This is a genomic window from Myceligenerans halotolerans, from assembly GCF_054782975.1.
In genome coordinates, this window is the sequence record NZ_BAAGRL010000006.1 from 673,086 (window position 1) to 697,037 (window position 23,952).

The following is a 23,952-nucleotide window of genomic DNA, read 5'->3' on the forward strand; positions in this document are numbered from 1 at the left end:
GGGCAGAGGATGTTGTCACGGGTCTCGTGATCGTCCCAGTGTGCGTGGGTCGGCGCGGAGCTCGGGCAGAAGTTATCCACAGGCATCTGGCTGTGGCGAGCGGATCGTGCAGGTGAGCTCTACGCTCGTCGGCAGCGGTGATCGAGGAGGTCGCCGTTCAGGGGCACCGCCAGCACAATCGCTCAGGGGGCGAGTCATGTCGGTTTCGGTGGAACGAACCGAGCAGCCGGTCGAGGGGCATCGCGATGCCAGGCAGGTCGCGACCACCTCCGTCAGGTCGGTCGAAGGTGGCGCCGCTGTGCTCGAATCGGAAGTGCGCGAGCTCGTCCGCCGTCGGGGCGTCGATCCGGTCGCGGAACCTGATGCCTTCGGCGACCTGGTTCGCGAGGCGGTGGCGGACTACGAGGACCGAGCTGCACGCGGTGTCGTCGTGCCGCTACACGATGCCGGACGTGCCGCACAAGAGGTCCATGCCGCCATCGGTGGCCTGGGTCCCCTGCAATCATATTTAGATGATCCGGACGTCGAGGAGATCTGGATCAATTCACCCAGCCAGGTGTTCGTCGCCCGAGGCGGGAAGAGCGAGCTGACCACCACGATCCTGACCGTCGAGCAGGTGGAGGACCTGGTGGAGCGGATGCTGAAGTCCACCGGGCGGCGGCTCGACCTCAGCAGCCCCTTCGTGGACGCCTGCCTGCCCGGGGGAGAACGGCTGCACGCCGTGTTGCCCGGAATCACCCGCCGGCACATCAGCGTGAACATCCGCAAGCACGTGGTCCGGGCCTCGGGGCTCGACGAACTGGTCCGGCTCGGCTCCCTCACCCGGCAGGCGGCCACGTTCCTCGGCGCCGCCGTGCGGGCCGGGCTGAACGTGCTCGTCGCCGGAGCCACCCAGGCGGGCAACACCGCAATTCGTCCAGGCCTCCGCTCGGTGGCGGTGTGATTCTACAAGCTCGTTCTCACCTCCGTAGCCACACAGCTCACCGGATGACGCGCACCTCGTCGACGCCCACGCCGTCGGGCACCTCCAGACCACCACGGCGTCAGATCAGGACTACCCGGTGAGGTTGATAGAGCGGTCCCATTCCGTCGCTGGTGTGGCGAAGGTATCGGCGTCGGCGAGAAGGATTCGACAGTCGCCCAGGACGGGCCAGTCACTCCGGTACGGCTCGAGCACCCGGAGATCGCCATGCAGCCTGGCTATGTCGCCACCGGTGCCGTAGGCGAGCGCGAGGTGGGCGTCGGGACGCGGGTCGGGGACCTGGTCGGCGCCGAAGACTGCCCGTAGCGCCGCGGTGGCCGCGGCCGCGTAGGCATAGATCAGCCGTCCGCCTGTGGACTTGTCGTCCTCGGGGATCTCGCAGCGCACCCCGTAGGAGCGCACTCGGGCCGGCTCCACTGTCCTGTCGGCGAGCGTCGAGATCGGATCGAGATCGGCGAACCGGGTACGGAGCTCGTCGGCGACTTGCTGTCGGGTCTCGGTCGTGATCCCGGCCGCGACCGGGGCACGGAGCCAGGACAAAGTGGCGTGGACCTGGTGGGCCGGCACCGGCCGTAGAGCGTGCTGCCATGCGTGCATGACCAAGCCGTAGGTCTCGGTGAGCTGGGGTCCGACCTCTGGAACCAGCAGCACATGCAGCCGGGCGCCCTCCGGCTCCCAGCGGCGATCGGTGTAGAAGTCACCCATCTCGCGCGGCCGTAGCCGCGACATCCACCAGCCCCGGCCCAGCGCGAGGTTGTCAATCCACCGGTCGACAGTCGCGCACGCCCCCGCCTCGCTCAGCCCGAGCCCCGAATCCAGAAGTCGGTCATCTTCTTGGCCTGACACGGCCAAGAAGGCATGCCACTGGTTCGGTATATCCCGCCGGCCTCTCAGGTCGACGATCTCGCGCCCATCACCGGGGGGCAGCCAGCGAGCCTCGACCTTGGTCCCGTCATCGGCGACGACGATCCAACCCGGCCGAGACACCAATTCCACAAATGACCTCGGGACGCCCTCTTCGCCACTGTTCATGACGCCTGAGTCTGGCACGGGATCATCGGTCCACGACCTGCTCACGCCGCGGCCGCGCGGATCACCGGGTGACGCGCAGCTCGTCGACGACGTCGCCGTCGTCCGGGTCCACCTTGTCGGGGACGGGGGCGATCTGGTCCAGGGCAATCTGCACGGTGCTTCTGCCCTCGAGGGCGACGAGCGCTGCGCCGTCGGGCTTGTGCAGCCCGACGAACACCCCGGCGTCACCCGGGCCAGCCCACATCTCGCCCGCGGGCGGGACGTCCAGGAACTTGACGGTCTGGCCGGGCGTGGGGATGTTCGTGCTCATCGTGGTGGTCCTCTCCGCTTGGTCTGCCAGGATCTCGCCTGTCCCCCGGTCCGCACATCACCCATTCGGGTATGGCCGGCTATCCGAACAGGTAGCTGGCGACGTCGGCCTGGTCCAGCTCGTCGACGCCGGGTTCTTCTTCTGACAGGTCCCCCACTGAGCCCCTGTGCCTCGCGCGCCGCCGGCGTGGCGCCGGCCATTTGGCGATCCGTGACAGATCAAGTGACCGAACCGCGGCGTGGATCGGTCAAACGAGTTGTCACGCCGCAGGTCAGAGCGCCGCGCCGTGGCAACTCATCTGCCCAAGGACAGTCCGGTCCCGTCGCCGGTAGGCCTGCGAAATCAACCGGCGCTCTGCGTCGGCAGCGTGGCACACTCGGACGCATGAGCTCGCTCAGGGCATCCGCTCGGGTCTCCACGGAACTAGATGCCCCGAGAACTGGGCCCGCTCCACACCGGCACCGACGCTTCATCGAGAGGTGATCAGTAGCCGCTCCCCGTCGTGCTGCACAGCCATGCGGTGGAAGTGTTGCGCCCCGGGGCTTGCGAGCGCACCCTGAATGACGAGCCCCGCGACCGTGCAAGACTGCAACCGGTCCTGCCGGTCGCGGGCTCGCCATTCAGCGCACGTACTTCCACCCGCCTGACAGGTCAGCGGGTCACTACGCAGCCCCGCCGGAACCTGCGGGGCGGGCCGACGCGATCTTGAGTCCCAGAACTTTGGTGTAGTGGTTCCAGTTGTCGATTTCGTGCGGTGTGCGTGTCAGGCGGTCTGTGTCCCATACGATGACGGCCTGGATCGCGCCGGTGTCGATGTCCGCCGTCATCCGCTGGTATTCAGGGCGACGCTGACGCAGGGAGCCGGATGCGACGCCGTCAGTGCGATCGACGTAGACGGCGGCGACACGCCAGCCGAGCTTCGCTGCCAGCCGCCGGCAGTCCGCTTCCTGATCCGCCACAGCAGGGCCATCGTCGGAGCCAGGGGAATGGCGGAGATAGATTGCTGTATCGGCACTCATCCAAACAGCGTAGCAACGCTGCTCTGGGTCCTATGCCTCAGCGATTTTCATCCATACTTGGCCCACGCCGGAAACCGTCGCTGACCTGACTCCCACCGGTGCTTTGCCGCGGAGAGGAGGCTTTCCTGGATCCGCGATAGGAACAGCCATCTTGACGGTAGTGCCTGTAGCCGTCGACTACTGCCTATCGATCAGGTCGGCGATTCGGTCAGTGACGCTGTCGAACGCGAACGCCGCGACCTCGATGCTGACCTGGTCGGCACGGTCGTGCAGCGCCCAGGCGTAAGCGTTGACGGTTCTGGCTTGTTCCGGGGTGAACTCGGGGTTGGAGCGGCCATGGACTGCATGCCAGGTGACCTCGATATCGCCGTCGGCGCGTTTGCGGACGATGGCCCGCTCATAGTCGACCTCCATGACGACTTCGAGACCGTTGCCTTCGTCGCGTACGGACACGTCGGGGAGCGAGAGGTCGTCAGGCCAGCGGGGCAGCGGAGTTTCGAACGGGTAGTCGTCGGGGATGAATGCCTGGGCTTGTGCTGAGCTCTGGTACCCCACCGTGCGGCTGTCCTCGGAATTCTGGGCGAGTAGCCGCGTGATCAGGTCCTTGCGCGCCCGCGGAGTGAGCAATTCGGTGAGAGCCTCGACGGAACGCACGACCGCCTCGTCGGTGACAGCAGAGTAGGTCCCGGTGGGCTGGATCAGGTCGAGAGGGTCGGGCTCGGGCCGCGACGTGTGGGCGAACTGTCCGCCAGTTGAGTCCGGCGCTCCGGCAGGCCGGCGGGCGAGGGGATTCGTCATAATTCGCTGATGTGCGGCGGGGCCTGACCAGCGCAGCCGGCTGTATTCCAGGAGTTAACAAGAAGTCGATGTTTCGATGGTGCAGAATCTATGATTGACGGTAGCCATCTGACGCGGCGTACACGCTGCGGGAAGGCCGGTCCGGGCCTCAGGGGGTAGCGATGAAGCCACGTCGCGGGAACAACAACACCCATCACCGCAGCGGCGACCATGCCCGCCTCGTCGAGGCGGGGCTAGACCGGGCTCGCTCGCTGGAAGAAGCAATCGATATCGTCAGCCGACTGCGCGGTCGGACGATCGAGATCCACGACAAGCCGCTGGGCGATGGCCCCAGCGGAATGTGGTTCGGCTTCCCCGGCCGCGACTGGATCGTCGTAAACTCGGAGTCCGCGCTGAGCCCGGCGCACCGTGACCTCATCGTCGCCCACGAGCTCATGCACATCCTCGAGGCGGTCACCGACCCGAGCCAGGAGCGGACTCAAGCGAACAGGACAGCGTATGACGACCCGACCGAGCACCGTGTGGAGTCCCTCGCCAGCCTCCTGATTATGTCCATCCAGGCGGGCGGTGGCGTCGCAGCGCGCCTCACCGCGATGGGTACCTTCACGTGAGGACCGCGGCCGCGGTCCTCGGATTCCTGTTCTTCGCCATCGCGGCCGTCATCACCGCTTCCCGGAGCCGCAATGCTCATGGCGGCGACAACGCCCTCCCGGTGGGGCTGAGCTTCTTGTCACTGGCCTTGCTCGCCCGCCTCCACGTCGTCGAGCACTACCTGATCACCAATGCTCCGCCGGCGACCTACGAGCTCGTCAAGCACGTCTCCTTCACGGTCGGCGCGATCTCGGTCTTTGCGTGGGTGCGCACCGCCCTGACCGGCAGACGGACCAATTACCTGGTCCTGATCGGCGTGGCCGCAGCGGCAGTCACGGTAATGGTCGGCCTGTTCCTCGCCAACGGGCCGTGGACCAACGACGATCTGATGAACCAGGTGATCGGCCGTCCGTGGATGGCGGCCTACTGGCTGATCTACTGCGGGTCGGGCGGCTTCGCCGCGGGTGCGTTCGGTCTGTCGGCGCTGCGCTCAAGCCGCGTGCTTGGCCTGCGGTACGGCTGGGGCATGGCGATCGCCGCGGCTGGCGGAGCTGCCGGAGTCGTGTGGGCCGTGACATCCCTCATCGGCGTCGCCTCGGTCCACCCTCGGGCACGCGAGTCGATACTTGGCATGACGGCAAGCGCGCTCACGACCGTGGCCACGGCATTGCTGTGCATCGGAGCGATCGGCCACCTCTTCCTCGCGATCGCGCGCAAACGTCGGCGCCAGGAAGACCTGCGAGAACTCCACCAGCACCTGAGATCAACCGTTGCCGAAACCTCGTTGGAGTCTCCCCGGTCCGAACTCGCGCAGTTCCACGCCTCGATCGAGATCATGGATGCATTGGCGGTCCTGTCACGCTTCTCCGACGTCGACGACGTTGGCCGCGTCCGTGCGGTGATCGGCGACGCCCCGCGCGAGGTCCATCTCGCCTACCAGATCGATATCGCGGCCGCTCGACGCGGCATCGACCACCTGCCGGCCAACAGCGACGACTGGAGCACCTGGCTGACCGACGACGACGCCCTGCGCCGCCTCGGGCGCGCGTTCCGCGACCAGACCACGAGCGAGTCACGCCAGCGACTGGCCAAGCGAGTCATCGGTGAGTGACCGCCGCCCGACGTCGCTCGGACGACGTAGGCGCGGCGAACCTGGCGAACACAATCGCGTGGGTCTCGGAACAGGCGCACGCCGTATCCACGACAGCACGCCGATCCAAGCCCGGCCTGTCGCCCGGTCACGCTTTGTATCGTTCGCCGGCACGGACGTCTGCACCGGGTGGGAAGTACCGGCGCCTGCGCTGCTGTAGCGCCCAGATGACCGACGGAGCCAGGATTCTGTCGCTCTTGACCAGGTTGTGCCGGGCGCACGAGGCGACAGCGTTGGCCAAGGTGGTGGCTCCGCCGCGGGACCAGGGATGAAGGTGGTCGGCGTGCTCAGCCGCGCGCCGACACCGCACGCCGGGGATCGACGTGTACTCACACCGCCCGCCTGCCCGGCCGAACGCCTCGCGCCGGACCGGCCCTGGATAGTCACGGCGCGGATCGCGAGCCCGGGGCCACCAGCTCCAGAGCCGGAGAACCACCATGACTGCTACCAGCGCGCCGAGCCCATAACCGAGAACGGGGCGATGCTCCGCACCCCAGGCCGCCACCGCGCTGACGAGGCCACCGCCCTCAGGGATGCCGCGGCCAGCCTCAGCAAACCACTGCGATAGGTCGAGGCCCGATCCGAGGACGGCTACCGCGAAGAAGCTCAACGCGACGGTCATTCTGCCCGTGGTCGAGATACGCATGGCCATTCTCCCGTCGCCGCAGGTCCGGCGACCCATCCTTGCCAACACCGGGGGAGCGGAGCCGTCGGTGGGCGCGATCCTTGCGCCCGTCATCCTGCAGGGAAGATGTGCGGCCAACCCGCGACCTGATCACGCTCGCGCGTACAGGAAGGCTCCCGCACACCACCAGGCCATGGGACACACGTCACGGCATCCAGCAGGAGCGCCAGGATCCTCAGGCGGCCAGTTCGCACCCACCAGCCGCCCGGAGGCCGCCTCGACGCTCACCCACGCCCCGCGCCACACAAGCGACCACTGGATCGAGTCGATGATTACCCGCGGCGAGCTATCACCAGGTGCTCGAGGGATGAACCCGCGAGACGTCATCGAGCAGCATGCCGACGCGACCGCAGCCCCGTACGCGGAGAAGGTGGGCTGGTACCAGAGCGCCGGGCTCTACCTTCGGGGCACAGTCGGTGACCTCGTCGTCGAGGACCGTGTCGACTTCGAACCGCTCTGGCGCGAGTACAGCGATGTCGCCGACGACGCTCACTCTCTCGAACCTGCCGAGTCCGAGCTCGCGACCGTCCTTTCGGTCACCGGGGACGACGACTCCGCCGGCCACCGGCTCAGGGTCAGGACCGACCAGGGCGAAGTCCGCGTTCGCCCCAACGACTCGGTCGAGTACCTGCCGGCTGAGGACTGCGCGAACCGGTGCGACGAGTGCGGTGACGAGCTCGACCACGCGGATGACCTCCCGACCTGTACCGGCTGCGCGTGGCAATCACCGTGAGCGTCCCGCGGGGTGAGCCGCGGCAGGCGCGGAAGGTGCGCCGCTGTTACGCAGTTGCGGACGCCCGACGCAAAGTCGGGACTTGGTGCCCGCACACCACCCAGGCATGAGCCCGAACCGGCAGCCTCGCGGCGCGCCCGACTCCACCGGCGGCCAGTTCGCGCCCGCGACGCACAGCGAAACCTCCATCTCGCTCACGCCAACCCCGGCCCCGCACGTGGATGTGGACGTGGAGGATCCCGCCGCCCACGAGGCATTCGTGGAGGCCGCCATGACCGAACCAGAAGGCGTCGAGGACTACGTGCTGTTCACCGCCTCCGGAGACGACCTCGACGACGTCAGCTTCGACAACCCCTTCTGGCCCACCCGCTACGACCGGGACACGCTCGCTCCGGCCACACGGCAGTACATCCGTGATGAGTTCTCCCGCTGGGCGACAGAGAACCGTGACGCTCTCGCCGTCATCACCGATGAGTCCAACCCATTCGCCGAAATGCCCGAGGTCATCGGGCAGGCATGGTGGTTCGCACGAAACGGGGAAGCCGCGTTCGACTCCACCTTCGGCCCACTCGACATGGTCAAGAAGCTCAAGGACCCGCCCACCCGTGCGGACGCCGTCGCCGTCGCAGAGGCTGGCGCCCTCCTGGACTCCAGGATGACAGTCTCCCCCATCAGGCTCGACACGGACGACAACGGGACCGTCCATCATCGATAGTCGGCCACGACCACTACCCGATCGCGTACATGTGTTCGATGATCGGTGGTGTGCAATCCACTTCCACCTCATCCGGCATCCTCTACCGCCGCAGCTGCGAAGCGGTCAACCGTCGTGACCTGCCCACGTTGCGAGACCTCGCGGCGAATCCTGCCCTGACACGTGAGGCGCTTGCGGTGGTCGCCCCGAGCCTGCGCGAACCGGACGCCGATACCTGCTTGGTCGGCCTCGTGCTCGACCACCCCGAATGCAACGCTGCCATTGCGTCGCGGTATGCCACGCACCACGACCCGGCGATCCGGACACGCGTAGCGTCCTTCCCCGGCCTCGGCTCTGCATGCCTCGCGGTCCTCGCCGAAGACCGCGAACCTGGGGTACGCGACACGGCGCGAGAAGCGTTGCTCGCCCTCGGACACCCCTGGTACGCGGGGCGTGAGCAGCCCTCTTGATGGTGCTGGTGCGTCTCGGTTCGTCGAAGGGTCCGCCGGGTATCGGCTCTCAGCGCGCGGGCGAACGTCGAATCTCGTACGCCGTCACTCGTGGTCGAGCATGGCCGCGATCGTTTCCCGGACGCTGTCGAACGCGGCGTGGTCGATTTCGGTCGTCAGCTGATCGGCGCGGTCGTACATCGCTCGGAGGTAGGCGTTGGCGGCGTCCAGTTGCTCGGGCGTGAATTCGGGGCCAGCGTCGTCGTCCTCGGTCCAGGTGACGTCCACCGCGCCGGCGGAGTTCTGCCTGACGGCGGCCCGCCGTCGATCGACGGACACGTACAACTCCACGCCGTCGACGCCGTGCTCGACGCCGTTCGTCTCTGGAAACAGGAGCTCGTCCGGCCAGGCGGGCAGCGCCGTGTCGAACCCGTAGTCGTCAGGGATGTGTGCGTGCGCTGCAACAGCGGGAGCAAGGCCCTGACGCTGGTCGTCAGCTATTCGTGCGGCAAGGAGGCGCGTGATCAACTCGTCACGGGCGTCGCCGTCGAGCAGTGAGCCCAGCGTGTCGGCTGCGCGCAGGATCGCATCGTCAGGCGCTTCGTGCTCGGGATCGTATGGAGCCAGCGAGAACGGTGAAGCCTGGCGAGCCGCGCCGGCGCTGGTCGTGAATCGGCCGCCGCTTGGGGCCGGAGCGCTGGCGAGCTTGCGCAATGAAGTGAGCGTCATGCCACGTGGATGTGCGGCTCTGGGCGTTCCCCTGTTCCCCACGAGACACGCCCAGGAGCGCGCCATTTCGTCAATTACCGAGCACGCGAACACTTCATGAGCGAGAATCAATGAACAGTGCTCGAACGCCCGTGATGCAGAGACGTTCTCTCGCCACGGCTCCGCGGGGGAGGTGCAGTGGTGAGAACAGGCCGAACACGTGATCGTCGGACGGGCGAGCGTGCCACTCTGGTAGCCCACGGGCTGGACAGAGCGCGGTCTCTCGACGAAGCGATCGATATCGTCAAGCGGCTGCGAGCCCGCACCATTGAAGTCGTCGACCAGCCGCTGGGCGAAGGGCTTTCCGGCATGTGGCTGGGCTTCCCGGGATGCGACCGCATCATCGTGAACTCCGAGTCAGCACTCAGCCCACGCCACCGGGAGTTCATCGTCGCCCACGAGCTCATGCACATCCTGGAAGCCGTGAACGACCCCAGCCAGGAGCGCAACAGCGCCACCCGCTCCGGCTACGACGACCCCACCGAGCACCGGGTGGAATCCCTAGCCTGCGCCCTCATGATGTCAATCCAAGCTAGCGGAGGTGTCGCGGACCGCCTGACGGCGATGGGAACCTTCGCGTGAAGGCCGCAGCAGCACTGGTCGTGTTCCTCTTCTTTGCTTCCACGGCAGTCGTGACGGGGATCCGAAGCCGGAACAGCCATGGGGGCGACGTGGCACTTCCGCTCGGACTGGGCCTCTTGTCGGTCGGGTCGCTCACACGCCTCGACCCGGTCAAACAAGCTCTGATCGCGAACACACCCCCGGGGGCTTACGAGGTCGTCAGGCACGTCACGTTCACCATGGGGGCCGTCGCGATCATCGGGTGGGTTCGTACGGCCTTGACCGGCCGCGAAACGAACCTCATAGTCGTTGCTGCCGTTGCTGTCAGCTCCGCTATCGTGATGTCTGCCCTGGTGGTCCTCAACGGCCCATGGACCAACGAGGAGCTCAGCAAGCAGACCGACGGCAAACCGTGGATGGCGCTGTACTGGCTGCTGTACTGCGGCGCAGCAGGGCTGGCTTCGGCGATGTTCGGGCTGTCATCAGCGCGGGCAAGCAGGAAGCTCGGCCTCGGGTACGGCTGGGGCATGCTGATCGCCGCCGTCGGCGCCGCATGCGGACTCGCATGGGCGGCCGTCTCACTGGTCATCCACGTGCTGGTGAACACTGCCTTGTGGGAGTCGGCGCTCGGTGTGACCGCGAGCGCACTCATCACGACGGCCACCGCCTTCCTCTGCGTGGGCGCCGTCGGACACCTCATACTTGCGATGGTGCGCAAGCACCATCGGCAGGCAGACGTGCGGGCGCTGCACAATCACCTTGTCGCGACTGTCTCTGAGATCCGGCTTGAGTCTGACCAGGTCCTCGCCGAGTATCACACCATGGTCGAAGTCATGGACGCTCTGGCGGTCTTGTCGCGCTACTCGTCCGAGTCCGACGTCGAACACGTCCGGACCGCCGTCGGGGACGCACCAAGAGAGGTGCACCTCGCCTACCAGATCGATATTGCCGCGGCCCGTCGAGCCATCGGCGACACCCCGGAACACAGCGACGACTGGAGTTCCTGGCTGTCCGATGACGAGGCGGTGTACCGCTTGGGCAGAGCATTCCGGGACCGGACGACGTCCTCCGCGCGCCAGCGGGTCGTGGAGCAGGTGGTGGGGGAGTGAGTTCCCAAGTGCAGACCGCGCACCGGTCCGCTCCGGCCTGGGCGAACCTTGTGGCCGCCGTTTTCGAGCCTGCGAACGTCGTCTCCGTCACCGTGATCACGATGGGCCTTGCAACCGCCACCGGATGGAAGGGAGTCGGCCACGCGGCAGCAGCCCTGGTCTTCTGTGCGCTGGTCCCCGCCGCAGCGGTGTACGGACTCTCGAAGGTGGGCATTCTCGAGTCGCGATGGATCCGGCCCCGAGCCCAACGATTCGTCGCGTTGCTCGGCGTCGTTGTCCTGGAGGTCATAGCAGTCGCCATCCTCGTCCTCCTGGGCGCATCGGACCTGCTGATCCGGATGCTCATCGCCTGCGTCGCAGGGGTCATCGCACTGACCGCCGTCACACCTGTCATTCGCGCCTCGATCCACGTGGGGGCACTGACCGTGACCGCCGGCGTCATGACGCAGGTCCTGCCCGGACTCACCGTCGCTCTGCTCGCCCTGGCGGTCATCGTCGCCTCAGCGCGGCTCGCGCAGAAGGAGCACACGCCGCTCGAGGTCGCCACGGGGTACTTGTGGGGATTCGCCAGCGGCGCACTCGCGGCCTGGCCACTGCTCGGATAGCCCGGCTACTGTCGGCAGGCTCGGAGGCCATCACGATCGTGCAGGGCAGGCGGCGAGGATCCCGAACGCCAGTGGACGGCAATCTTCGCCGTAGCAGGCCGTAACCGGGGCATCACCGGCTGTGAGCGAACCAGCGTACGGCGTCGGCCAGGTCACGAGCGTCGAAGTGAGAGCCGATGCCCTCGCGATCCGGCACGAAACACTCACTGCTCTCTCCGACAAGCCGTGCGACGTCGTTGTCGTCGTGACCGAGCAGCGTCCTGGTGGCGGCGTGTGCGACCGACTCGCGGCGATCGGTCCAGTAGAAGTTCTCGTCGACGACATGACCGCGATGGTCCGCGACCGGGAGCTCGCCCTCCTCCTGCAGCATCTGCTGGACCGACGCGACATCCTGTGGCGTGGCACCAGGAGCCGGTGCCGGCAGCGGAACGTCCGTGTCGGTTCGATGCGCCGGGGCGAACTGCCCACCGGTGGAATCGGGTGCGCCGCGCGGCTGCCTGAGGTTCATACCCGGATGATGTGCGGGCCACGGCAGTCAACTACTCGCACAGCGCGCGCCGGACCGCTACGCCCTTACGGGCGTCCTCTGCTCGACGGCCGTCGACGGCGGCCGCATCGAGCATGGAAGCCCAGCGGCCATCGTGAACCCAGTGCAGATGCGTCGTGTGCCGTGATGCCATGACACAGAGCCGCCCGGGCCCCGTGCGGAAGTCATCGGCATCCGCTGCACCGACAAGGGGGTCGAGCGCGACGACGACAGGCCACTGCCCACCCTGGAGCCGGTCTGCCGTGCCTACTGTGATTCCGGAGCGCTTCAGTAGGGCACGGACAGCAGCTTCCTGACCGGAGCGGGCCACGACGACGGCGATGTCGTCTTCACCGATGGTGTGGGCGGCCACCGGACCGTCTGGCACGGTCTCGTGGCGTGTGTCGCCGATGTACCCAGTCGCGAGATGGGCCAAGCGGCCCAGGACGGCGAGATCGAACTCGCCATCGGATCCAGCGGCAGGTACCTGCGTAGCGGTGATCTCGGGGAGGTGGCGTCCGTGGCGTTCGGTCCACCGGTCGGGGCGTCGGGAGTCGAAGGGGAAGTCGTACAGCGGTGCGATCGCTCGGGCCGCATCCGGGCCGATGCGATAGGTCGAGGGGAGCCGAATGTCGAACGCGTCGTCGGCCTGGCCGAAGACCTCGGGCGTGCGCAGGTGCGGGGCCAGCCGCCTGCCGCTCCAGACGCTCGTGTCGGACTGCTCGACAGGGCCGATCTGACCCGGGTCCCCGACCAGGAGAACCTGCGCGGAACGCTCGCCAGCCAGGGCGACGTCGGCGAAGACCGACTGGTATGCCTCATCCACGACCAACAGGTCGCACTGCGGCGCGCTCATGAGGGTGGAGGCAAGAGTGCGGACCACGACCTTCTGCCCTGTATGGGCAGTGGCGACGCGTTCGCTGACTTCCTCGTACGGTTTGAGCGCGGGGCCGAAGACGACGCGCGCCGTGCCGTCGGGCGTGACACCGAGTACTGATCCGAGGCGTTCGGCCAGGTCGATCGCCGCTCGACGAGTCGGCGTGGCCACGACGACGTTCATGTCCGCACGGCGGCTCAGTTGCGCGACAACATCCGTGACGAGGGTGGTCTTGCCCGCGCCAGGCGGGGAGTCGACGACGACGATCGGGCGGCCCGACCAGACCTCGAAGAGCACCCGAGCCAGAGGAGAGCCGGGCACGAGAGCAGCCGGATCCGGCTCGGATGGCGTGGGCTCGGCGGGCGTCGCCCGGGCAGGGAAGCCGAGGCCGAGGTCGTCGAGGCTGGCGCCGAGAGTCATGGTCTTCCCCTGGTCGACGGGTGGGAACACACGACGGATGTGCGGACCAGGGGTCGTCATGTGAGCTGTGCAAGCGGTGTGGCCGCACATCTGCCAGACCATGACGAGCACGGACCAGCGACAGGGCGTGACGATCGCCAGATACGACGCCGCGCGCCGAGCGGCGGCCCGAGACGCCGGGAAGCCCCTCCGCCGGACCCGAGCACCGGGAGCCCTTGGCGGGGACAGCGGTGGTGGTGGGCCGGTAGATGACGTCGGCGTATGGCAGGACGAGCGTGGCATGCTCCGCGCACGTCTGCTGGGCGGCTCCGGGCGCGCGGCACGGTTGACGGCTAGATTGCTCGACAAGGCGCTCGTGATGCCCGAGAAGGTGACGACTGACCACACCCCCTACCCGGATCTGGAACGTCCGCGACGGCTAATCGTCGCCGACGAGGCGACGATGCGGCGGGTCGTGGAGGCCGCCGACCGATGGGCACGACCCGCCAGAGCGGACCGTGGCACAAGCCCCGACGGTTTCGAAGCGTCACTGCCCTTTCGGCTCCGGCTCGCGCTCGGCCTGGTCGCCTCGACCCGCGTCGTAGTGCTGACACGAGCCCTGGCAAGACAGTACTGGCTCCCATCTGGACTCCACAGCGACACGTTGGCCTCGTGGAGCACGGCGTTCGGCATCGCACCGGACGAGCAAACTGCTGACGTCCTGGACCACCTCATGCAGCGCGTACGAGACGGTTCCACCAACAACAAATGGGCACGCCACGCGTTCAAGAGCGAGTCCGCGGCCCTGAGCGCAGCCCGCTTCCGGGGGCTGCGATCCGCCGTCACGGTCTACGGCCGTGCCTCAGCGGCGGACACCGCCACCCGAGCGATCCTGACCGCCGACCCGCTACTCCTCGAGCGCGGCGTACTGGACGGCTCAGTCTCACGTCTGCGCGTTCTGAACCTGTACGACGAGTCGTTCACGGCATCGGTCTCGCTCCCATTCCGGCTCCGGCCAGGCAAGCTCGTGCTGCTGGCCGACCCCACCGTGCCGGACGCTTCTGACTGGGCAGAGACCACCCTGCAAGCGGTGCGCGTCGAAACCATCGGCACACAAGACCTGGTGACCGTACGAATCGCGGGCGCAACCAGGAAGAGCAAGCTCTCACGCCTGATCGAGCACGTCGCGCGCCGCCCTGGGCGAGAAATGTACATGACCGAAGCGCCCTACCTCCCCTTCCGGACCGACACCCAGGCAAAGCGATGGACCCAACGCCCAGCGACACGACGAGCGAACGACACGGCAGCCGGAACGACCGTGCGGGAGGTCCCGCTGGACGTGCTAATCGCGGGGGCACCCGACCGCAAGTACGGACGACAAACCTGACAAGAGTTACGTCCGGCTGGGAGCCAGGTCAACGGGACGAGCGCGCGCCACGGATGATCGACGGGCGCGAGCGAATGCTGGTACGCCACGGCCCGCGGCTGCGCCGGCATGGCCACGGGCGCAGCCGGGGGATCACTCACGGTGACTACGATTCGCAAGATCGACATGCGGCTTCTGAAGGCTTACTGAACCTTGCATGTCTCGCTGACCTGGGAGGAGATCGCTCGCTATGGCATCATAGGGGCGAATCCAAGCTGATCGGGGAGCGACGTCGACAAGATGCGTGATTACGCAACAGGTGTCGTGGTGGCCACCGAGATCCGTGGGCCAGCGACGAAGACGGGGTCAGCGTTCCTTCAGCCTGGTGTCGTGGACGGTTTCGACGACATCTGGGATCGCCCTGAGCGTGTTGTTGTGCCGAGTGAACACGTTCGTCGGGCCGGTGTGTGGTCGCGAGTGCGGGAACTGGCTATCGACGATTCAAGGCTTCGGGAGGCGATCGGCCGGGTGCACCCGGAGGCTTACATCACCGAGGTCATGCGGGATCCGAACAGTTCTGCGCAGGCACTCGATGCGTGTGCTGCCGTCCTGACGATGGGGCGGGCAGTAGCACGGGGTGATGTCCGGAATGGCTATGCCCTCGTGCGTCCCGCCGGGCACCATGCCGCTGCGTCTAGTGGCGGTGGAGGTGGCTGTCTCTTCGCCCACGGCGCCGTGCTCGCACGAGAGCTTCAGGCACTTGGTTTCGCGCGCGTTGCGATCGTCGATTGGGACGCGCATCACGGCAACGGTGCTCAGGACACCTTTTGGGAGGACGACTCAGTCCTGACGATCTCCTTGCACCAAGACCGGGAGACATGGGCAGGCTCGGACGGTTCGGCCAGTGCGGTTGGGGCGGGGAGGGGCAGTCTTCACAATGTCAATCTGCCGTTTGGGCCAGGCGCAGGTGGTGCCGCCTATGCGCTGGCTATGAAGTCGGTCGTGGCACCGCTATGTGACCAGTTCGCGCCCGACATCATCATCGTAAGCTGCGGATTCGATGGATCTAACGTCGACCCGGCAGCACGACTGCAGCTGTGCGCGGCTGACTACTTTGAGATGACTCGCATCATGATGGGCGTAGCTGATACGGCCTGCGAGGGTCGGTTGGTGATGTTGCACGAGGGCGGCTACGCGGTGTCCTACGTTGCAATCTGTCTGGAGGCTGTACTGCTCGCACTCAGCGGCGGGGGGCCCGCCCGTGATCGGTACGCGGAGCGCTGGGGTGATGGCTTTGCCGGTGAGGCCCGCCCAGTCGACCGAGAGATAGTGCGGATGCTAGTCGAAGCCCATCAGCTGGATGTGGATATACGATGACTGAATTCACGACGGTCCCGATTGGTCAGTTTGGTGCAGTTGTTGAGCAGATCGACCTTCGAGATGCAATCAGCGAATCCACTGCCCAGCAGTTGCGTGATGCTCTCGCGAAGTTCCAGTTGCTTCATTTTCGCGACACGAGCATCGGTCCTGCGGACCAACTTCGGCTCACGAGGTGCTTCGGAAGTCTCGATCCGGGGATATCGCGGAGGCCTCCATCGCATCAGGTGAACGGCTATCCGGATTTGTTGCTGCTTCGCAACTCGTCCGACTCGCCAACTACAAACTATGGAATGGCCTGGCATTCGGACGGCCTCGCCTACGCAAGACGCCCGCATGGTGCCACGGTCTTGCACTGTCTCCAGTGTCCGTCAGACCCGGCTGGCGATACGCTGTTCGCCGACCAGTATGGCGCATATGAGTCACTCCCTGTCGAGTTGCGTTCGTCTCTGGAGGGAATGCACTGGCGTCTCCCGCCCATTGACTATTCAGAGGTCCCTGAGGGTCGCAGCCTCATTCGGCCAATCGTCCGCGTGCACCCAGTAACCGGGCGCCAGTTCGTCTACTGCTCTCCGCAGGCGACGAGTATCCGAGGTCTCAGCGATGCGCAGAGTGACGAGATTCTTAGCGCTGTTCATGCCGCGCAGACCGCCGAAGATTTGGTATATCGACATTCTTGGCGACCGGGCGACGTCGTTGTATGGGAAAATGCGACGCTCCTGCATAACCGGGCTGGCGTGCTAGACTTCTCCCGCCAGGGTCTCCGGGAAATGCACCGGTCAGCGACAGTCGGCGACTTCGAAGCGACCGAGTGCGAACCCGTCGACACTCTGGAACGCTAGGCAACCCAAACGATAGACAGTCGAGCGCAATGGAATCCTTGATCCCGAGCGGATTATTGGCTCCCTGCGCACGATTGCTACCGATTGTATTCAAATGTCAGAACCTTCATCCAAGAATCGAGACCGGCATTGCCATTCTCCACTAAGCCGTACCGAGGCACGCGCGACTTCCTGCCTGAAGAGATGTCGATTCGGACGCAGATCTTCGAGAATCTGTTCCGGACCACGGAACTCTTTGGGTTCCAGCGCTACGACGGGCCGATCATCGAGCCGGCTGATATTTTCGAGGCGAAATCGGGCAAGGAAATCGTCGATGAGCAGATGTACCGCTTCACCGATAAGGGTGGACGCGATCTCGTGCTGCGGCCGGAGATGACGCCCTCTGTAGCGCGGATGATTGCTGGCAATCAGGCTGATATCGTGCTTCCGGCACGCTGGTACTCACACATCAACGCTCACCGGTACGAGCGGCCGCAGCGCGGCAGGATGCGTGAGCACTGGCAGCTCAACCTCGACATCTTCGGCAGCGACGACAGCGCCGCGGAGATCGAGATGTTCGAATTGATCGCGGCGCTGCTCAATGGGCTCGGTGCTGATCCGTCGATGTATGTCATCCGCGTCAATGACCGAGGATTACTGGCAGCGGCGCTCAAGAACTACGTCCGCGTTTCCGACGGAAGCCTTTCGGTGGTTGGACGTGTGATCGATCGTTGGGAGAAGATCGATGACGAACGGCGGTCGGAATCCCTGCGGGATGCTGGCCTTGACGTGAAGCAGGAGGAGCTCCTGCGCTCACTTCTCGACATGGATCTGTCGGCGTTCGTCGATGTCGCGGGAGAAGATGCGGCTTCTCGCTCTCGAATCGTGCCGATCATGCGCGACAAGCTCACCGATGTGCCGCTCGAGTTCTTCCCCGGCATCATCCGTGGCTTCGACTACTACACATCTACGGTGTTCGAGGTCTTCGACACCTCGCCGGACAACCGCCGGTCCCTTTTTGGCGGCGGGCGCTACGACGACCTCGCAAGTTTGTTCACCAACCGCAAGATCCCCGGCATCGGCTGCGGGATGGGCGACGTGACGGTCGTGGACTTCCTCAAGACCCACGGGCTCCTCCCGAAGCCTGACCTCGGCCCCGATGTGTACGTTTTCGGCACTAGCGACGACCTGCTCGCGGATGCGCGTCGGGTTACCGGAGCTCTTCGTGAAGCTGGGATCCGCTCGGTGCCGGCGCTCGGGCCCTCGACGATGCGCGCGGGGGTCAAGTTGGCCGACAAAATGGGTGTGCGGTTTGCTGTGATCATCGGCGACAGCGAGCACGCTTCAGGAACGGTGTCGCTGAAGAACATGCAGACGGCGGAGCAAGTCAGCGTACCCGACGCGGACGTGGCGCGGGTCGTGTCGGAGGCCTTGACCGGGTCATCGGGCGCCTGCTAGCGTGCGAAACCCCTCGTCACGAAGGAGATTCAGGTGGGTCTTTCAACGAGTTCAGTGGCGACCACGTCCGAGCCGTCAGAGGTGCAGCCCTTCCGGACCGAGGCGCGTTCTACGGTAGTGAGCGACTCCCCAACGATCTCGCCCGAGTTCTCCGCTCTGCCCGAGGGCACCGCACAGGTCTCCAATTACTCGCTTGAGTTGTACCTCAACGCCTGCAGCCCGACCTGTCACGGTTGAGCGCCGCGCGCCGCGTAGGATGGTTTCTCCCGCGTGCTCTTGAGGCACGAGCGATATGGTTTGATCCTGCGCCTTACGTCAAGCTGGAAGACTATCGCGAGCAGAAGGGGCTCATCCGGTTCTGCCCGGCGTCGCGAGACTTCTCGAAGAGTCTTTACACGCTTCGCAGCCCGTTCGACTTGCATCTGCTCTGCGAACTGACGGACGACGGTTGCACCATTTCGGTGGGCGAGAAGTCAAGCATTCGGGCCGAAAAGCTCGCGCCGTTGCTCAAGGTGCATCCGCGTGCGGAGTGGCGTCATCCTGACCGCCCACTCATGCAGGTCATGCTGAACTACTACTTCATCTCCGATGATGACGTCGCTGTTCAGTATCTCTCCCCGCTAGCAACGACCTACTTCGAGCCCGCGCTGCCTGGGCTCGTGCTTCAGGGTCGGTGGAACATCCGCTCGTGGGTAAGGCCTGTGAACTTCGTCTTCGAGTGGTGGGCCCCCTCGGCTCCGCTCTTCATTGCGAGGGGCAAACCGATTCTCAACCTGATGTTCTTGCCCAGCAAGGGCGGCAAGGTTGAGTTGATCGAGGCGGAGGAGACGGACGACGTCGTGAAGATGGCGCGCAGCGTCCAGAACGTGAACTCTTACATCAAGAATGTCTATTCGGTGATGCCATCGTTGCTGAAACGGCGGCCAAAGAAGCTTGTGAGGCCATGGAAAACCTGAATCGGGTGATCTTCCGGAGCGCGCACGGCGACCGTTATCTGGAGGCGCGTGAGTCCGATTCGATAGTCGACGTGTGTCAACGCTACGGATTGCCGGTCACGCAGGTCTCTGTGTACCAGGAGAATGCGCAGGGCGAACTGGCTCTGGTGGTCCGGCCACACGATCCCTTGCGTGACTATCGTGGCACCGACACGATCGTCGTCATCCCTAACCGGAACATCGACTACCACGCACTTCTCGGCGGCGACGCGGTCGTCCGTGAGCGGCTCGGTGCCTCGACTTGGATCCGCACGCGAGCTGACGATGGCGAGGGATTCGTTACGGAGTACCTCCGCCCATCGGACGCGATAGATCTGGTCTCAGCACAGGTCGCGACGGCACTTGAGGCCAGTGGTGTCGAGGATCAGCCGCTCGTCGTCGGGGTGAGCGGTGGCGGCGACAGTAATGCCCTACTCGAAGCGATCGCGCGATCCGGGCTCGTGGCCAAGGAGAACATCCGGCCGGTCATGATGCTCGGCATCCCGGACTGGGATCAAGGGTGGGAGCGGGCGACCGCGATCTGTGATACTCACGGACTCACCCTACGCACCGTGCAAGAGGACGAGACGGCGAAGATCCTGGGGTTTGCACAGCCTCAGGTGGACTGGGTCACGGCTTTTGAACGACAGTTCCCCGGCGACGACCTGGAAGTGCTCGGGGTTTACGGCGTGCGCCGGGTGCTTGAGGCGGTCGCCGTGGAGCAGGGGGCCAGGCGGATCGTGATCGGCAGCAACCTCGAGGACTGCCTGTCCGACACCCTGTACTACCTGGCCGCAGGCCAGGTGCCCTTCCCAAAGCCGGTTGGCCGGATGGGCGAGGTTGAGATCGTTTATCCGCTCTGGCTCACGCCCAAATCGCTGATCGACGGCTGTTTTCCGAAGTTCTCGCTGCAGAACTACGAGGCCCGGTACCCGAGCCGGATGTATGGCCGGGCGTACTTCTACTACCTCGCACAGATGATGGTCGATGCCTATCCGGGCGCAGCGCAGGACCTGCTGCGAGGTTCCAGCCGCCTCGCAGCAGACAAGTTCGACGACCTGCCGCACGATGACGAATTCGACACCCCTGTAGCCGCCCCAATCCCATTGGATGTACGGGTCCGGCTACGACGGCTGTTCGGTGGCCTGGCAGCAGGTGTTCGATGATTCCCTCCGAATCCACACCCCCAGAGTACGATCTGGAGCGCCTGAAATGGATTGATCCCACGTCGGCAGCGAGGTTCCAAATGCGGGAGCTCGAACTCTCCGCGGGCCATACCAGCGTGGACCTTCTCGACGACATCGCCCGGCTGAGCGACCGGCTATTCGACGACCTTTCGGTACTCGGCCAGGACCCTGAGACCACCAGCCGGGGAGCTAAGGCCGATCCGCGTCTCGCGGTCGATGTCTCTAGCATTCAGGATCGGCTCGTCCGAGCGCGGGCCGAACTCGCGAGCGCGTACGCCGAGCTGCGGTCCACACGCGACGAGTTCATCACCGAGCAGCTCGGGGCACTGGAGGAGAGCACACGACATGCGCCCACCCGGCTGCACCTCGGGTCCGGGGGGCACCGGCTCGATGGTTGGGTCAACGTTGACGCCGGAGGCGACGATCTGGCACTCAACGTGAACTGGGGCCTGCCGTTCCCCGACGAAAGCATCGAGTACGTCTACACGGCGCACCTGCTGGAGCATCTGCGATTCCGCGACCAGGCTCCGGTTCTGATCAACGAGATCCTCCGGGTGCTGGAGCCCGGTGGAACCGCCAGGTTTGTGGTCCCGGACGTGGGACGGCTCCTTGAAGCGTATGCCACCAAAGACTCGGCCTTCTTCGCGGCGCGGAACAGGTTCTATCCGCTCAGCGAGGGATTCGTTGTGGATGAAGTGGCCACGCTCGACTACATCCTGCTGTTCTGCGGCGCGGACTCGCAGACGATGAATTTCAACCACAAGTTCGGTTACGACACGATCACGCTGCGCAAGCTGCTCATCGATGCAGGCTTCAGCGAGGCGACGGAGTCGTCGTACCAGGGCAGCACCCATCCGGAGTTGCGCATCGACGACTACGGCTACAACGCATCGACGACCAATGAGGAGAACGAGCACTTCTCCCTCTTCGTCGAGGCAACAAAGTAGTGGATCCGGGCGCCCAATAACCCAACGGTAGATGTAATCGCGTGTTCGGGCGCGTACCAAGGGTCGAGCGCCATGGCCCGCACCGACTACGTCGACGACCCGCAGGCTCCCGAGCCGAATTCCCAGTCGTCAGGGTCGGCGCGAGAGATGAGACGGGCTGGATCCTGTTGATCCACCACACGGACAACGACCTGTGGTCGATGCCGGGCGGCACTATGGAACCAGGTGAGTCTGTCCGGCATGCCGCGGTCCGGGAGACGAAGGAAGAGACCAGGTGCGTCGGTGTCACCGGGCTGGTCGGCGTCTACACTGATCCGCGCCATGTGATCGCCTACAGCGACGGGGTCTGCTCCCAGTTCTCGATCGGCGTGACCGCCACCGTCACTCGTGGTGAGATACGTGCCTCGTCGGAGTCTTCTGAGGTGGTGTGGCAGCCAGTCGGCCGGCTCGGCGAGCTGGCGGCCCATCCCACCAACCGATTCCGGATCGACCACGTCCTCGATGCTGGCCGGACTGAGAGGTGGCACAGCTGAACCCGCCGACGACGTCACGCTCATGCACGGCAGCCCTGGGCAGAACACATCCGGCCGTACCGGAGCGTGGCCGCCGAGCGTTGGCTACCAGCTGATCCGCTGGCCGCCGTAGAAGAGCGCGCCGGTCGGCCCGTCCCCGGGGAGCGTGGCCAGGTGGACAATGTCGGGCGTCGCGGCGTCGACCGGCCTGGTGGTCTTGCCGTAGGTCATGCGGGTGTCGACCCTGCCAGGAGTGACGGCGTTGACGAGGATGCCGGTGCCGCGCAGGTCGTCGGCGAGGACCTGGGTGAGGGCGTTCAGCGCGGACTTGGAGACGACATAAGCGGCGCTGCCGGTGACTCCGCCGCGAGCGAGGCGTTCGTTGGTGGCCATATGGGTGGTGATGTTGATGATCCTGCCGTGCTGGTGGCGCAGCATCTCGGGGATTGCGGCCGCGCTGCACCGCCATACGCCGGTGATGTTGGTGTCTAGCGTGGCGGTCACGCGTTCGATGTCTGGCTGGGTCGCGGTGCGGTGACGATCGATCGCGATCGCGGCGTTGTTGACCAGGACGTCGAGCCGTCCGTGCTCGTGGCCGATGGTGGCGAAGGCGCGCGCAACGCTGTTGGGGTCGGTGACATCGAGTGGGTGCGCACAGACCGATAGGCCGTCGTTCTCGAGCGCCGCGGCGGTCTGGCGGCTGGTGGTGGTGTCGCGGCCGGTGATGATGACGTGGAAGCCATGCTGTGCCAGGGCGCGGGCGGTAGCCAGGCCGAAGCCGCTGGTGGCGCCAGTGACGACGGCGACGTGGCGGGTCATGCGGACTTCACCTGGAGGAGATCGTGGAGCTCCTCGTCAAGGTCGCGCACGGCCACCAGCCGGTGGTGAGGGCGAAGTCCGCGGTGGACTCCTGCGAGGCGGGCGCGGTTGCGGGCGGAGTGGGCGCTGGCGAGGTCAGGAATGGCGGTCCGGATGTGGGTGCAGGCGGCTTCGACGTCGCCTGCGCCCAGGGAGTTCTCTGCACGCCAGATCGTGTACGTGGCGCGGTCCCGTCTGCGGTCGTCGGGCTGCAGGGCCAGTGCGTGGTCCAGGAGCTGGTCGGTGCGGCCGGCTTGACCGAGTAGGAGGTGGCAGGCGGCGGACTGGGCGTGGAACTCGGCCGTCTCGAAGTAGCAGGCCCACTCCGGGATATCGTTGCCGCGGTCGCGGGCGAGGAGTGTGTCGGCGGTGGCCAGGAGTCGTTCGGTGTCGGCGAGATCGCCGCGGGCGGCGTGTGCTCTGGCTTTGCGGACGGTGAGCATTGCCTGGACTCGGTCAGCGCTACCGCGAACCGCCTCCAGGGCGACGTCGGCCAGCGCAATCGCTTGCGAGTGCTGGTCAGCTTCCGCGCGCTGCAGGCTCCAGGACTTCAGGATGTTCGCGCCGATTCCGCGGTCGCCGGACAGATGGGAGGCGCGGACCCCGGCGCGCCAGTACCGTTCGGCCGCGGCATGCTGCCCGGCGTCGCACGAAGCCCACCCAGCCACCCGGCAAAGCTCTGCCGCCACCGCGAAGAGGTCTTGTCCGGTCTTCTCGCTGTAACTGCTCTGGGCCAGCACGTTGCTGACCAGCCGCAGCTCGGCATCGACCAGGGGGCGCGCCTGCAGCCCGCCGAGGGTGTGGTCGATCCTGCGCAGTGCTGGCAGCCGCTCCTGGAGGCTGGCCACAAGCTCACTGCCTACCCGGCTCCCTCCTGCCACTCGGGCTACGTCAGGGATCTCGATCGTGAGCCAGTCGTGCGCCAGACCGACCACGGCGCCGGCGCCGAGCGTGAGTGCCGTGTCGTGGTCGACGTCGTGCTCCGTCGACGTGGACTTCAGGATTGTCAGGCCGCCCGCTACTGTCAAGCCCCGGGTTTCGTGGAGACTGGATTAGTTGGTTTCCAGGGGTGCGGTGACCGGGTTGGCCGCCGCGTGTAGTTCCTCGTACTCGGTTGGTGGGACGTGTCCGAGCTCGCCGTGCAGTCGGCGGTTGTTGTACCAG

26 protein-coding genes and 1 pseudogene are annotated in these 23,952 nt (G+C 65.9%); 17 read left to right on the forward strand and 10 right to left on the reverse strand.

Going from position 1 to position 23,952, the window contains the following annotated elements:
* Positions 1-298: 298 nt before the first annotated feature.
* Positions 299-913, forward strand: a pseudogene (locus ACYVK5_RS06305) (ATPase, T2SS/T4P/T4SS family); the annotation flags it as partial.
* Positions 914-1,054: 141 nt separating this feature from the next.
* On the opposite strand, the gene ACYVK5_RS06310 reads toward ACYVK5_RS06305, so the two are convergent.
* The 4 genes from ACYVK5_RS06310 to ACYVK5_RS06325 all read right to left on the reverse strand — a co-directional run bounded on the left by ACYVK5_RS06310 (position 1,055) and on the right by ACYVK5_RS06325 (position 4,141).
* On the reverse strand, positions 1,055-2,014 hold the full coding sequence (locus tag ACYVK5_RS06310; RefSeq protein ID WP_460702900.1) for a hypothetical protein: 960 nt from the start codon (positions 2,012-2,014) through the stop codon (positions 1,055-1,057).
* Between the two features lie 61 nt (positions 2,015-2,075).
* Positions 2,076-2,324 (reverse strand): hypothetical protein, encoded by a 249-nt coding sequence (locus ACYVK5_RS06315; RefSeq protein ID WP_460702902.1) that lies wholly within the window; start codon positions 2,322-2,324, stop codon positions 2,076-2,078.
* 662 nt (positions 2,325-2,986) lie between these two features.
* Positions 2,987-3,343 (reverse strand): recombinase family protein, encoded by a 357-nt coding sequence (locus ACYVK5_RS06320; protein ID WP_460702904.1) that lies wholly within the window; start codon positions 3,341-3,343, stop codon positions 2,987-2,989.
* 177 nt (positions 3,344-3,520) lie between these two features.
* Complete coding sequence (locus ACYVK5_RS06325; protein WP_460702906.1) at positions 3,521-4,141, reverse strand: hypothetical protein; 621 nt, start codon at positions 4,139-4,141, stop codon at positions 3,521-3,523.
* Between the two features lie 161 nt (positions 4,142-4,302).
* Between ACYVK5_RS06325 and ACYVK5_RS06330 the strand changes: the two genes are divergently transcribed.
* Positions 4,303-4,752 (forward strand): hypothetical protein, encoded by a 450-nt coding sequence (locus tag ACYVK5_RS06330; protein ID WP_460702908.1) that lies wholly within the window; start codon positions 4,303-4,305, stop codon positions 4,750-4,752.
* 101 nt (positions 4,753-4,853) lie between these two features.
* On the forward strand, positions 4,854-5,843 hold the full coding sequence (locus tag ACYVK5_RS06335) for a hypothetical protein (protein ID WP_460702910.1): 990 nt from the start codon (positions 4,854-4,856) through the stop codon (positions 5,841-5,843).
* Between the two features lie 127 nt (positions 5,844-5,970).
* Here the strand turns inward: ACYVK5_RS06335 and ACYVK5_RS06340 are convergent, their stop codons facing one another.
* The gene (locus ACYVK5_RS06340; RefSeq protein WP_460702912.1) at positions 5,971-6,621 is read right to left on the reverse strand and encodes an HNH endonuclease; all 651 of its coding nucleotides are present in this window, start codon (positions 6,619-6,621) and stop codon (positions 5,971-5,973) included.
* Between the two features lie 253 nt (positions 6,622-6,874).
* On the opposite strand from ACYVK5_RS06340, the gene ACYVK5_RS06345 reads away from it, so the two are divergent.
* The 3 genes from ACYVK5_RS06345 (at position 6,875) to ACYVK5_RS06355 (ending at position 8,464) form a co-directional block, all read left to right on the forward strand.
* Complete coding sequence (locus ACYVK5_RS06345) at positions 6,875-7,300, forward strand: hypothetical protein (protein ID WP_460702914.1); 426 nt, start codon at positions 6,875-6,877, stop codon at positions 7,298-7,300.
* A 106-nt stretch (positions 7,301-7,406) separates the two neighbouring features.
* Positions 7,407-8,015 carry a hypothetical protein gene (locus tag ACYVK5_RS06350; protein ID WP_460702916.1) on the forward strand — a complete coding sequence of 203 codons (609 nt, stop codon included), beginning with the start codon at positions 7,407-7,409 and terminating at the stop codon, positions 8,013-8,015.
* Positions 8,016-8,044: 29 nt separating this feature from the next.
* A complete protein-coding gene (locus tag ACYVK5_RS06355; protein ID WP_460702918.1) occupies positions 8,045-8,464 on the forward strand; it encodes a hypothetical protein in 420 nt (139 codons plus the stop codon).
* 84 nt (positions 8,465-8,548) lie between these two features.
* Here ACYVK5_RS06355 and ACYVK5_RS06360 read toward each other — a convergent pair whose 3' ends face one another.
* Complete coding sequence (locus ACYVK5_RS06360) at positions 8,549-9,157, reverse strand: hypothetical protein (RefSeq protein WP_460702920.1); 609 nt, start codon at positions 9,155-9,157, stop codon at positions 8,549-8,551.
* A gap of 195 nt (positions 9,158-9,352) precedes the next feature.
* Here ACYVK5_RS06360 and ACYVK5_RS06365 point away from each other — a divergent pair, with 195 nt between their 5' ends.
* The 3 genes from ACYVK5_RS06365 to ACYVK5_RS06375 all read left to right on the forward strand — a co-directional run bounded on the left by ACYVK5_RS06365 (position 9,353) and on the right by ACYVK5_RS06375 (position 11,486).
* Positions 9,353-9,793, forward strand: coding sequence for an ImmA/IrrE family metallo-endopeptidase (locus ACYVK5_RS06365; protein ID WP_460702922.1), 441 nt, complete (start codon positions 9,353-9,355; stop codon positions 9,791-9,793).
* Positions 9,794-10,011: 218 nt separating this feature from the next.
* On the forward strand, positions 10,012-10,881 hold the full coding sequence (locus ACYVK5_RS06370; protein WP_460702924.1) for a hypothetical protein: 870 nt from the start codon (positions 10,012-10,014) through the stop codon (positions 10,879-10,881).
* Positions 10,878-11,486: a hypothetical protein gene (locus ACYVK5_RS06375; RefSeq protein WP_460702926.1), complete on the forward strand. Its 609-nt coding sequence runs from the start codon at positions 10,878-10,880 to the stop codon at positions 11,484-11,486. The genes ACYVK5_RS06370 and ACYVK5_RS06375 overlap by 4 nt, the downstream gene beginning before the upstream one ends.
* A gap of 112 nt (positions 11,487-11,598) precedes the next feature.
* On the opposite strand, the gene ACYVK5_RS06380 is transcribed toward ACYVK5_RS06375, so the two are convergent.
* Both ACYVK5_RS06380 and ACYVK5_RS06385 read right to left on the reverse strand, forming a co-directional pair.
* On the reverse strand, positions 11,599-11,994 hold the full coding sequence (locus tag ACYVK5_RS06380; RefSeq protein WP_460702928.1) for a hypothetical protein: 396 nt from the start codon (positions 11,992-11,994) through the stop codon (positions 11,599-11,601).
* A 31-nt stretch (positions 11,995-12,025) separates the two neighbouring features.
* Positions 12,026-13,309 carry an AAA family ATPase gene (locus ACYVK5_RS06385; RefSeq protein WP_460702930.1) on the reverse strand — a complete coding sequence of 428 codons (1,284 nt, stop codon included), beginning with the start codon at positions 13,307-13,309 and terminating at the stop codon, positions 12,026-12,028.
* Between the two features lie 280 nt (positions 13,310-13,589).
* Between ACYVK5_RS06385 and ACYVK5_RS06390 the strand changes: the two genes are divergently transcribed.
* The 8 genes from ACYVK5_RS06390 (at position 13,590) to ACYVK5_RS06425 (ending at position 21,951) form a co-directional block, all read left to right on the forward strand.
* Positions 13,590-14,675 (forward strand): hypothetical protein, encoded by a 1,086-nt coding sequence (locus ACYVK5_RS06390; RefSeq protein ID WP_460702932.1) that lies wholly within the window; start codon positions 13,590-13,592, stop codon positions 14,673-14,675.
* A 306-nt stretch (positions 14,676-14,981) separates the two neighbouring features.
* Entirely contained in the window at positions 14,982-16,031 is a 1,050-nt protein-coding gene (locus ACYVK5_RS06395) for an arginase family protein (RefSeq protein WP_460702934.1), read from the forward strand.
* Positions 16,028-16,873, forward strand: coding sequence for a TauD/TfdA dioxygenase family protein (locus tag ACYVK5_RS06400; protein ID WP_460702936.1), 846 nt, complete (start codon positions 16,028-16,030; stop codon positions 16,871-16,873). Before ACYVK5_RS06395 ends, ACYVK5_RS06400 begins: the two co-directional genes overlap by 4 nt.
* Before the next feature lie 129 nt (positions 16,874-17,002).
* Positions 17,003-18,310 carry a histidine--tRNA ligase gene (hisS, locus tag ACYVK5_RS06405; protein WP_460702938.1) on the forward strand — a complete coding sequence of 436 codons (1,308 nt, stop codon included), beginning with the start codon at positions 17,003-17,005 and terminating at the stop codon, positions 18,308-18,310.
* 233 nt (positions 18,311-18,543) lie between these two features.
* The gene (locus ACYVK5_RS06410; protein WP_460702940.1) at positions 18,544-19,266 is read left to right on the forward strand and encodes a hypothetical protein; all 723 of its coding nucleotides are present in this window, start codon (positions 18,544-18,546) and stop codon (positions 19,264-19,266) included.
* Positions 19,254-20,450 carry a tRNA lysidine(34) synthetase gene (locus tag ACYVK5_RS06415; protein ID WP_460702942.1) on the forward strand — a complete coding sequence of 399 codons (1,197 nt, stop codon included), beginning with the start codon at positions 19,254-19,256 and terminating at the stop codon, positions 20,448-20,450. The genes ACYVK5_RS06410 and ACYVK5_RS06415 overlap by 13 nt, the downstream gene beginning before the upstream one ends.
* An 80-nt stretch (positions 20,451-20,530) precedes the next feature.
* Positions 20,531-21,418 carry a class I SAM-dependent methyltransferase gene (locus tag ACYVK5_RS06420; protein WP_460702944.1) on the forward strand — a complete coding sequence of 296 codons (888 nt, stop codon included), beginning with the start codon at positions 20,531-20,533 and terminating at the stop codon, positions 21,416-21,418.
* A 200-nt stretch (positions 21,419-21,618) separates the two neighbouring features.
* Positions 21,619-21,951 (forward strand): NUDIX hydrolase, encoded by a 333-nt coding sequence (locus tag ACYVK5_RS06425; protein WP_460702995.1) that lies wholly within the window; start codon positions 21,619-21,621, stop codon positions 21,949-21,951.
* Between the two features lie 84 nt (positions 21,952-22,035).
* On the opposite strand, the gene ACYVK5_RS06430 is transcribed toward ACYVK5_RS06425, so the two are convergent.
* Both ACYVK5_RS06430 and ACYVK5_RS06435 read right to left on the reverse strand, forming a co-directional pair.
* Positions 22,036-22,749, reverse strand: a complete 714-nt coding sequence (locus ACYVK5_RS06430) for an SDR family NAD(P)-dependent oxidoreductase (RefSeq protein WP_460702946.1) — start codon at positions 22,747-22,749, stop codon at positions 22,036-22,038.
* Positions 22,746-23,816, reverse strand: a complete 1,071-nt coding sequence (locus tag ACYVK5_RS06435; RefSeq protein ID WP_460702947.1) for a hypothetical protein — start codon at positions 23,814-23,816, stop codon at positions 22,746-22,748. Before ACYVK5_RS06435 ends, ACYVK5_RS06430 begins: the two co-directional genes overlap by 4 nt.
* Positions 23,817-23,952: the final 136 nt, after the last annotated feature.

Bases quoted from the DNA above. Each gene is read 5' to 3' on its own strand.
- ACYVK5_RS06415 (WP_460702942.1), top strand. From the start codon at position 19,254: ATGGAAAACCTGAATCGGGTGATCTTCCGGAGCGCGCACGGCGACCGT.
- ACYVK5_RS06330 (WP_460702908.1), top strand. From the start codon at position 4,303: ATGAAGCCACGTCGCGGGAACAACAACACCCATCACCGCAGCGGCGAC.
- ACYVK5_RS06325 (WP_460702906.1), bottom strand. From the start codon at position 4,141: ATGACGAATCCCCTCGCCCGCCGGCCTGCCGGAGCGCCGGACTCAACT.
- ACYVK5_RS06430 (WP_460702946.1), bottom strand. From the start codon at position 22,749: ATGACCCGCCACGTCGCCGTCGTCACTGGCGCCACCAGCGGCTTCGGC.
- ACYVK5_RS06345 (WP_460702914.1), top strand. From the start codon at position 6,875: ATGAACCCGCGAGACGTCATCGAGCAGCATGCCGACGCGACCGCAGCC.
- ACYVK5_RS06390 (WP_460702932.1), top strand. From the start codon at position 13,590: ATGCTCCGCGCACGTCTGCTGGGCGGCTCCGGGCGCGCGGCACGGTTG.
- ACYVK5_RS06370 (WP_460702924.1), top strand. From the start codon at position 10,012: ATGGGGGCCGTCGCGATCATCGGGTGGGTTCGTACGGCCTTGACCGGC.
- ACYVK5_RS06315 (WP_460702902.1), bottom strand. From the start codon at position 2,324: ATGAGCACGAACATCCCCACGCCCGGCCAGACCGTCAAGTTCCTGGAC.
- ACYVK5_RS06425 (WP_460702995.1), top strand. From the start codon at position 21,619: ATGCCGGGCGGCACTATGGAACCAGGTGAGTCTGTCCGGCATGCCGCG.
- ACYVK5_RS06380 (WP_460702928.1), bottom strand. From the start codon at position 11,994: ATGAACCTCAGGCAGCCGCGCGGCGCACCCGATTCCACCGGTGGGCAG.
- ACYVK5_RS06340 (WP_460702912.1), bottom strand. From the start codon at position 6,621: ATGACGGGCGCAAGGATCGCGCCCACCGACGGCTCCGCTCCCCCGGTG.
- ACYVK5_RS06420 (WP_460702944.1), top strand. From the start codon at position 20,531: ATGCGGGAGCTCGAACTCTCCGCGGGCCATACCAGCGTGGACCTTCTC.
- ACYVK5_RS06350 (WP_460702916.1), top strand. From the start codon at position 7,407: ATGAGCCCGAACCGGCAGCCTCGCGGCGCGCCCGACTCCACCGGCGGC.
- ACYVK5_RS06310 (WP_460702900.1), bottom strand. From the start codon at position 2,014: ATGAACAGTGGCGAAGAGGGCGTCCCGAGGTCATTTGTGGAATTGGTG.
- ACYVK5_RS06385 (WP_460702930.1), bottom strand. From the start codon at position 13,309: ATGACTCTCGGCGCCAGCCTCGACGACCTCGGCCTCGGCTTCCCTGCC.
- ACYVK5_RS06400 (WP_460702936.1), top strand. From the start codon at position 16,028: ATGACTGAATTCACGACGGTCCCGATTGGTCAGTTTGGTGCAGTTGTT.
- ACYVK5_RS06355 (WP_460702918.1), top strand. From the start codon at position 8,045: ATGTGTTCGATGATCGGTGGTGTGCAATCCACTTCCACCTCATCCGGC.
- ACYVK5_RS06320 (WP_460702904.1), bottom strand. From the start codon at position 3,343: ATGAGTGCCGATACAGCAATCTATCTCCGCCATTCCCCTGGCTCCGAC.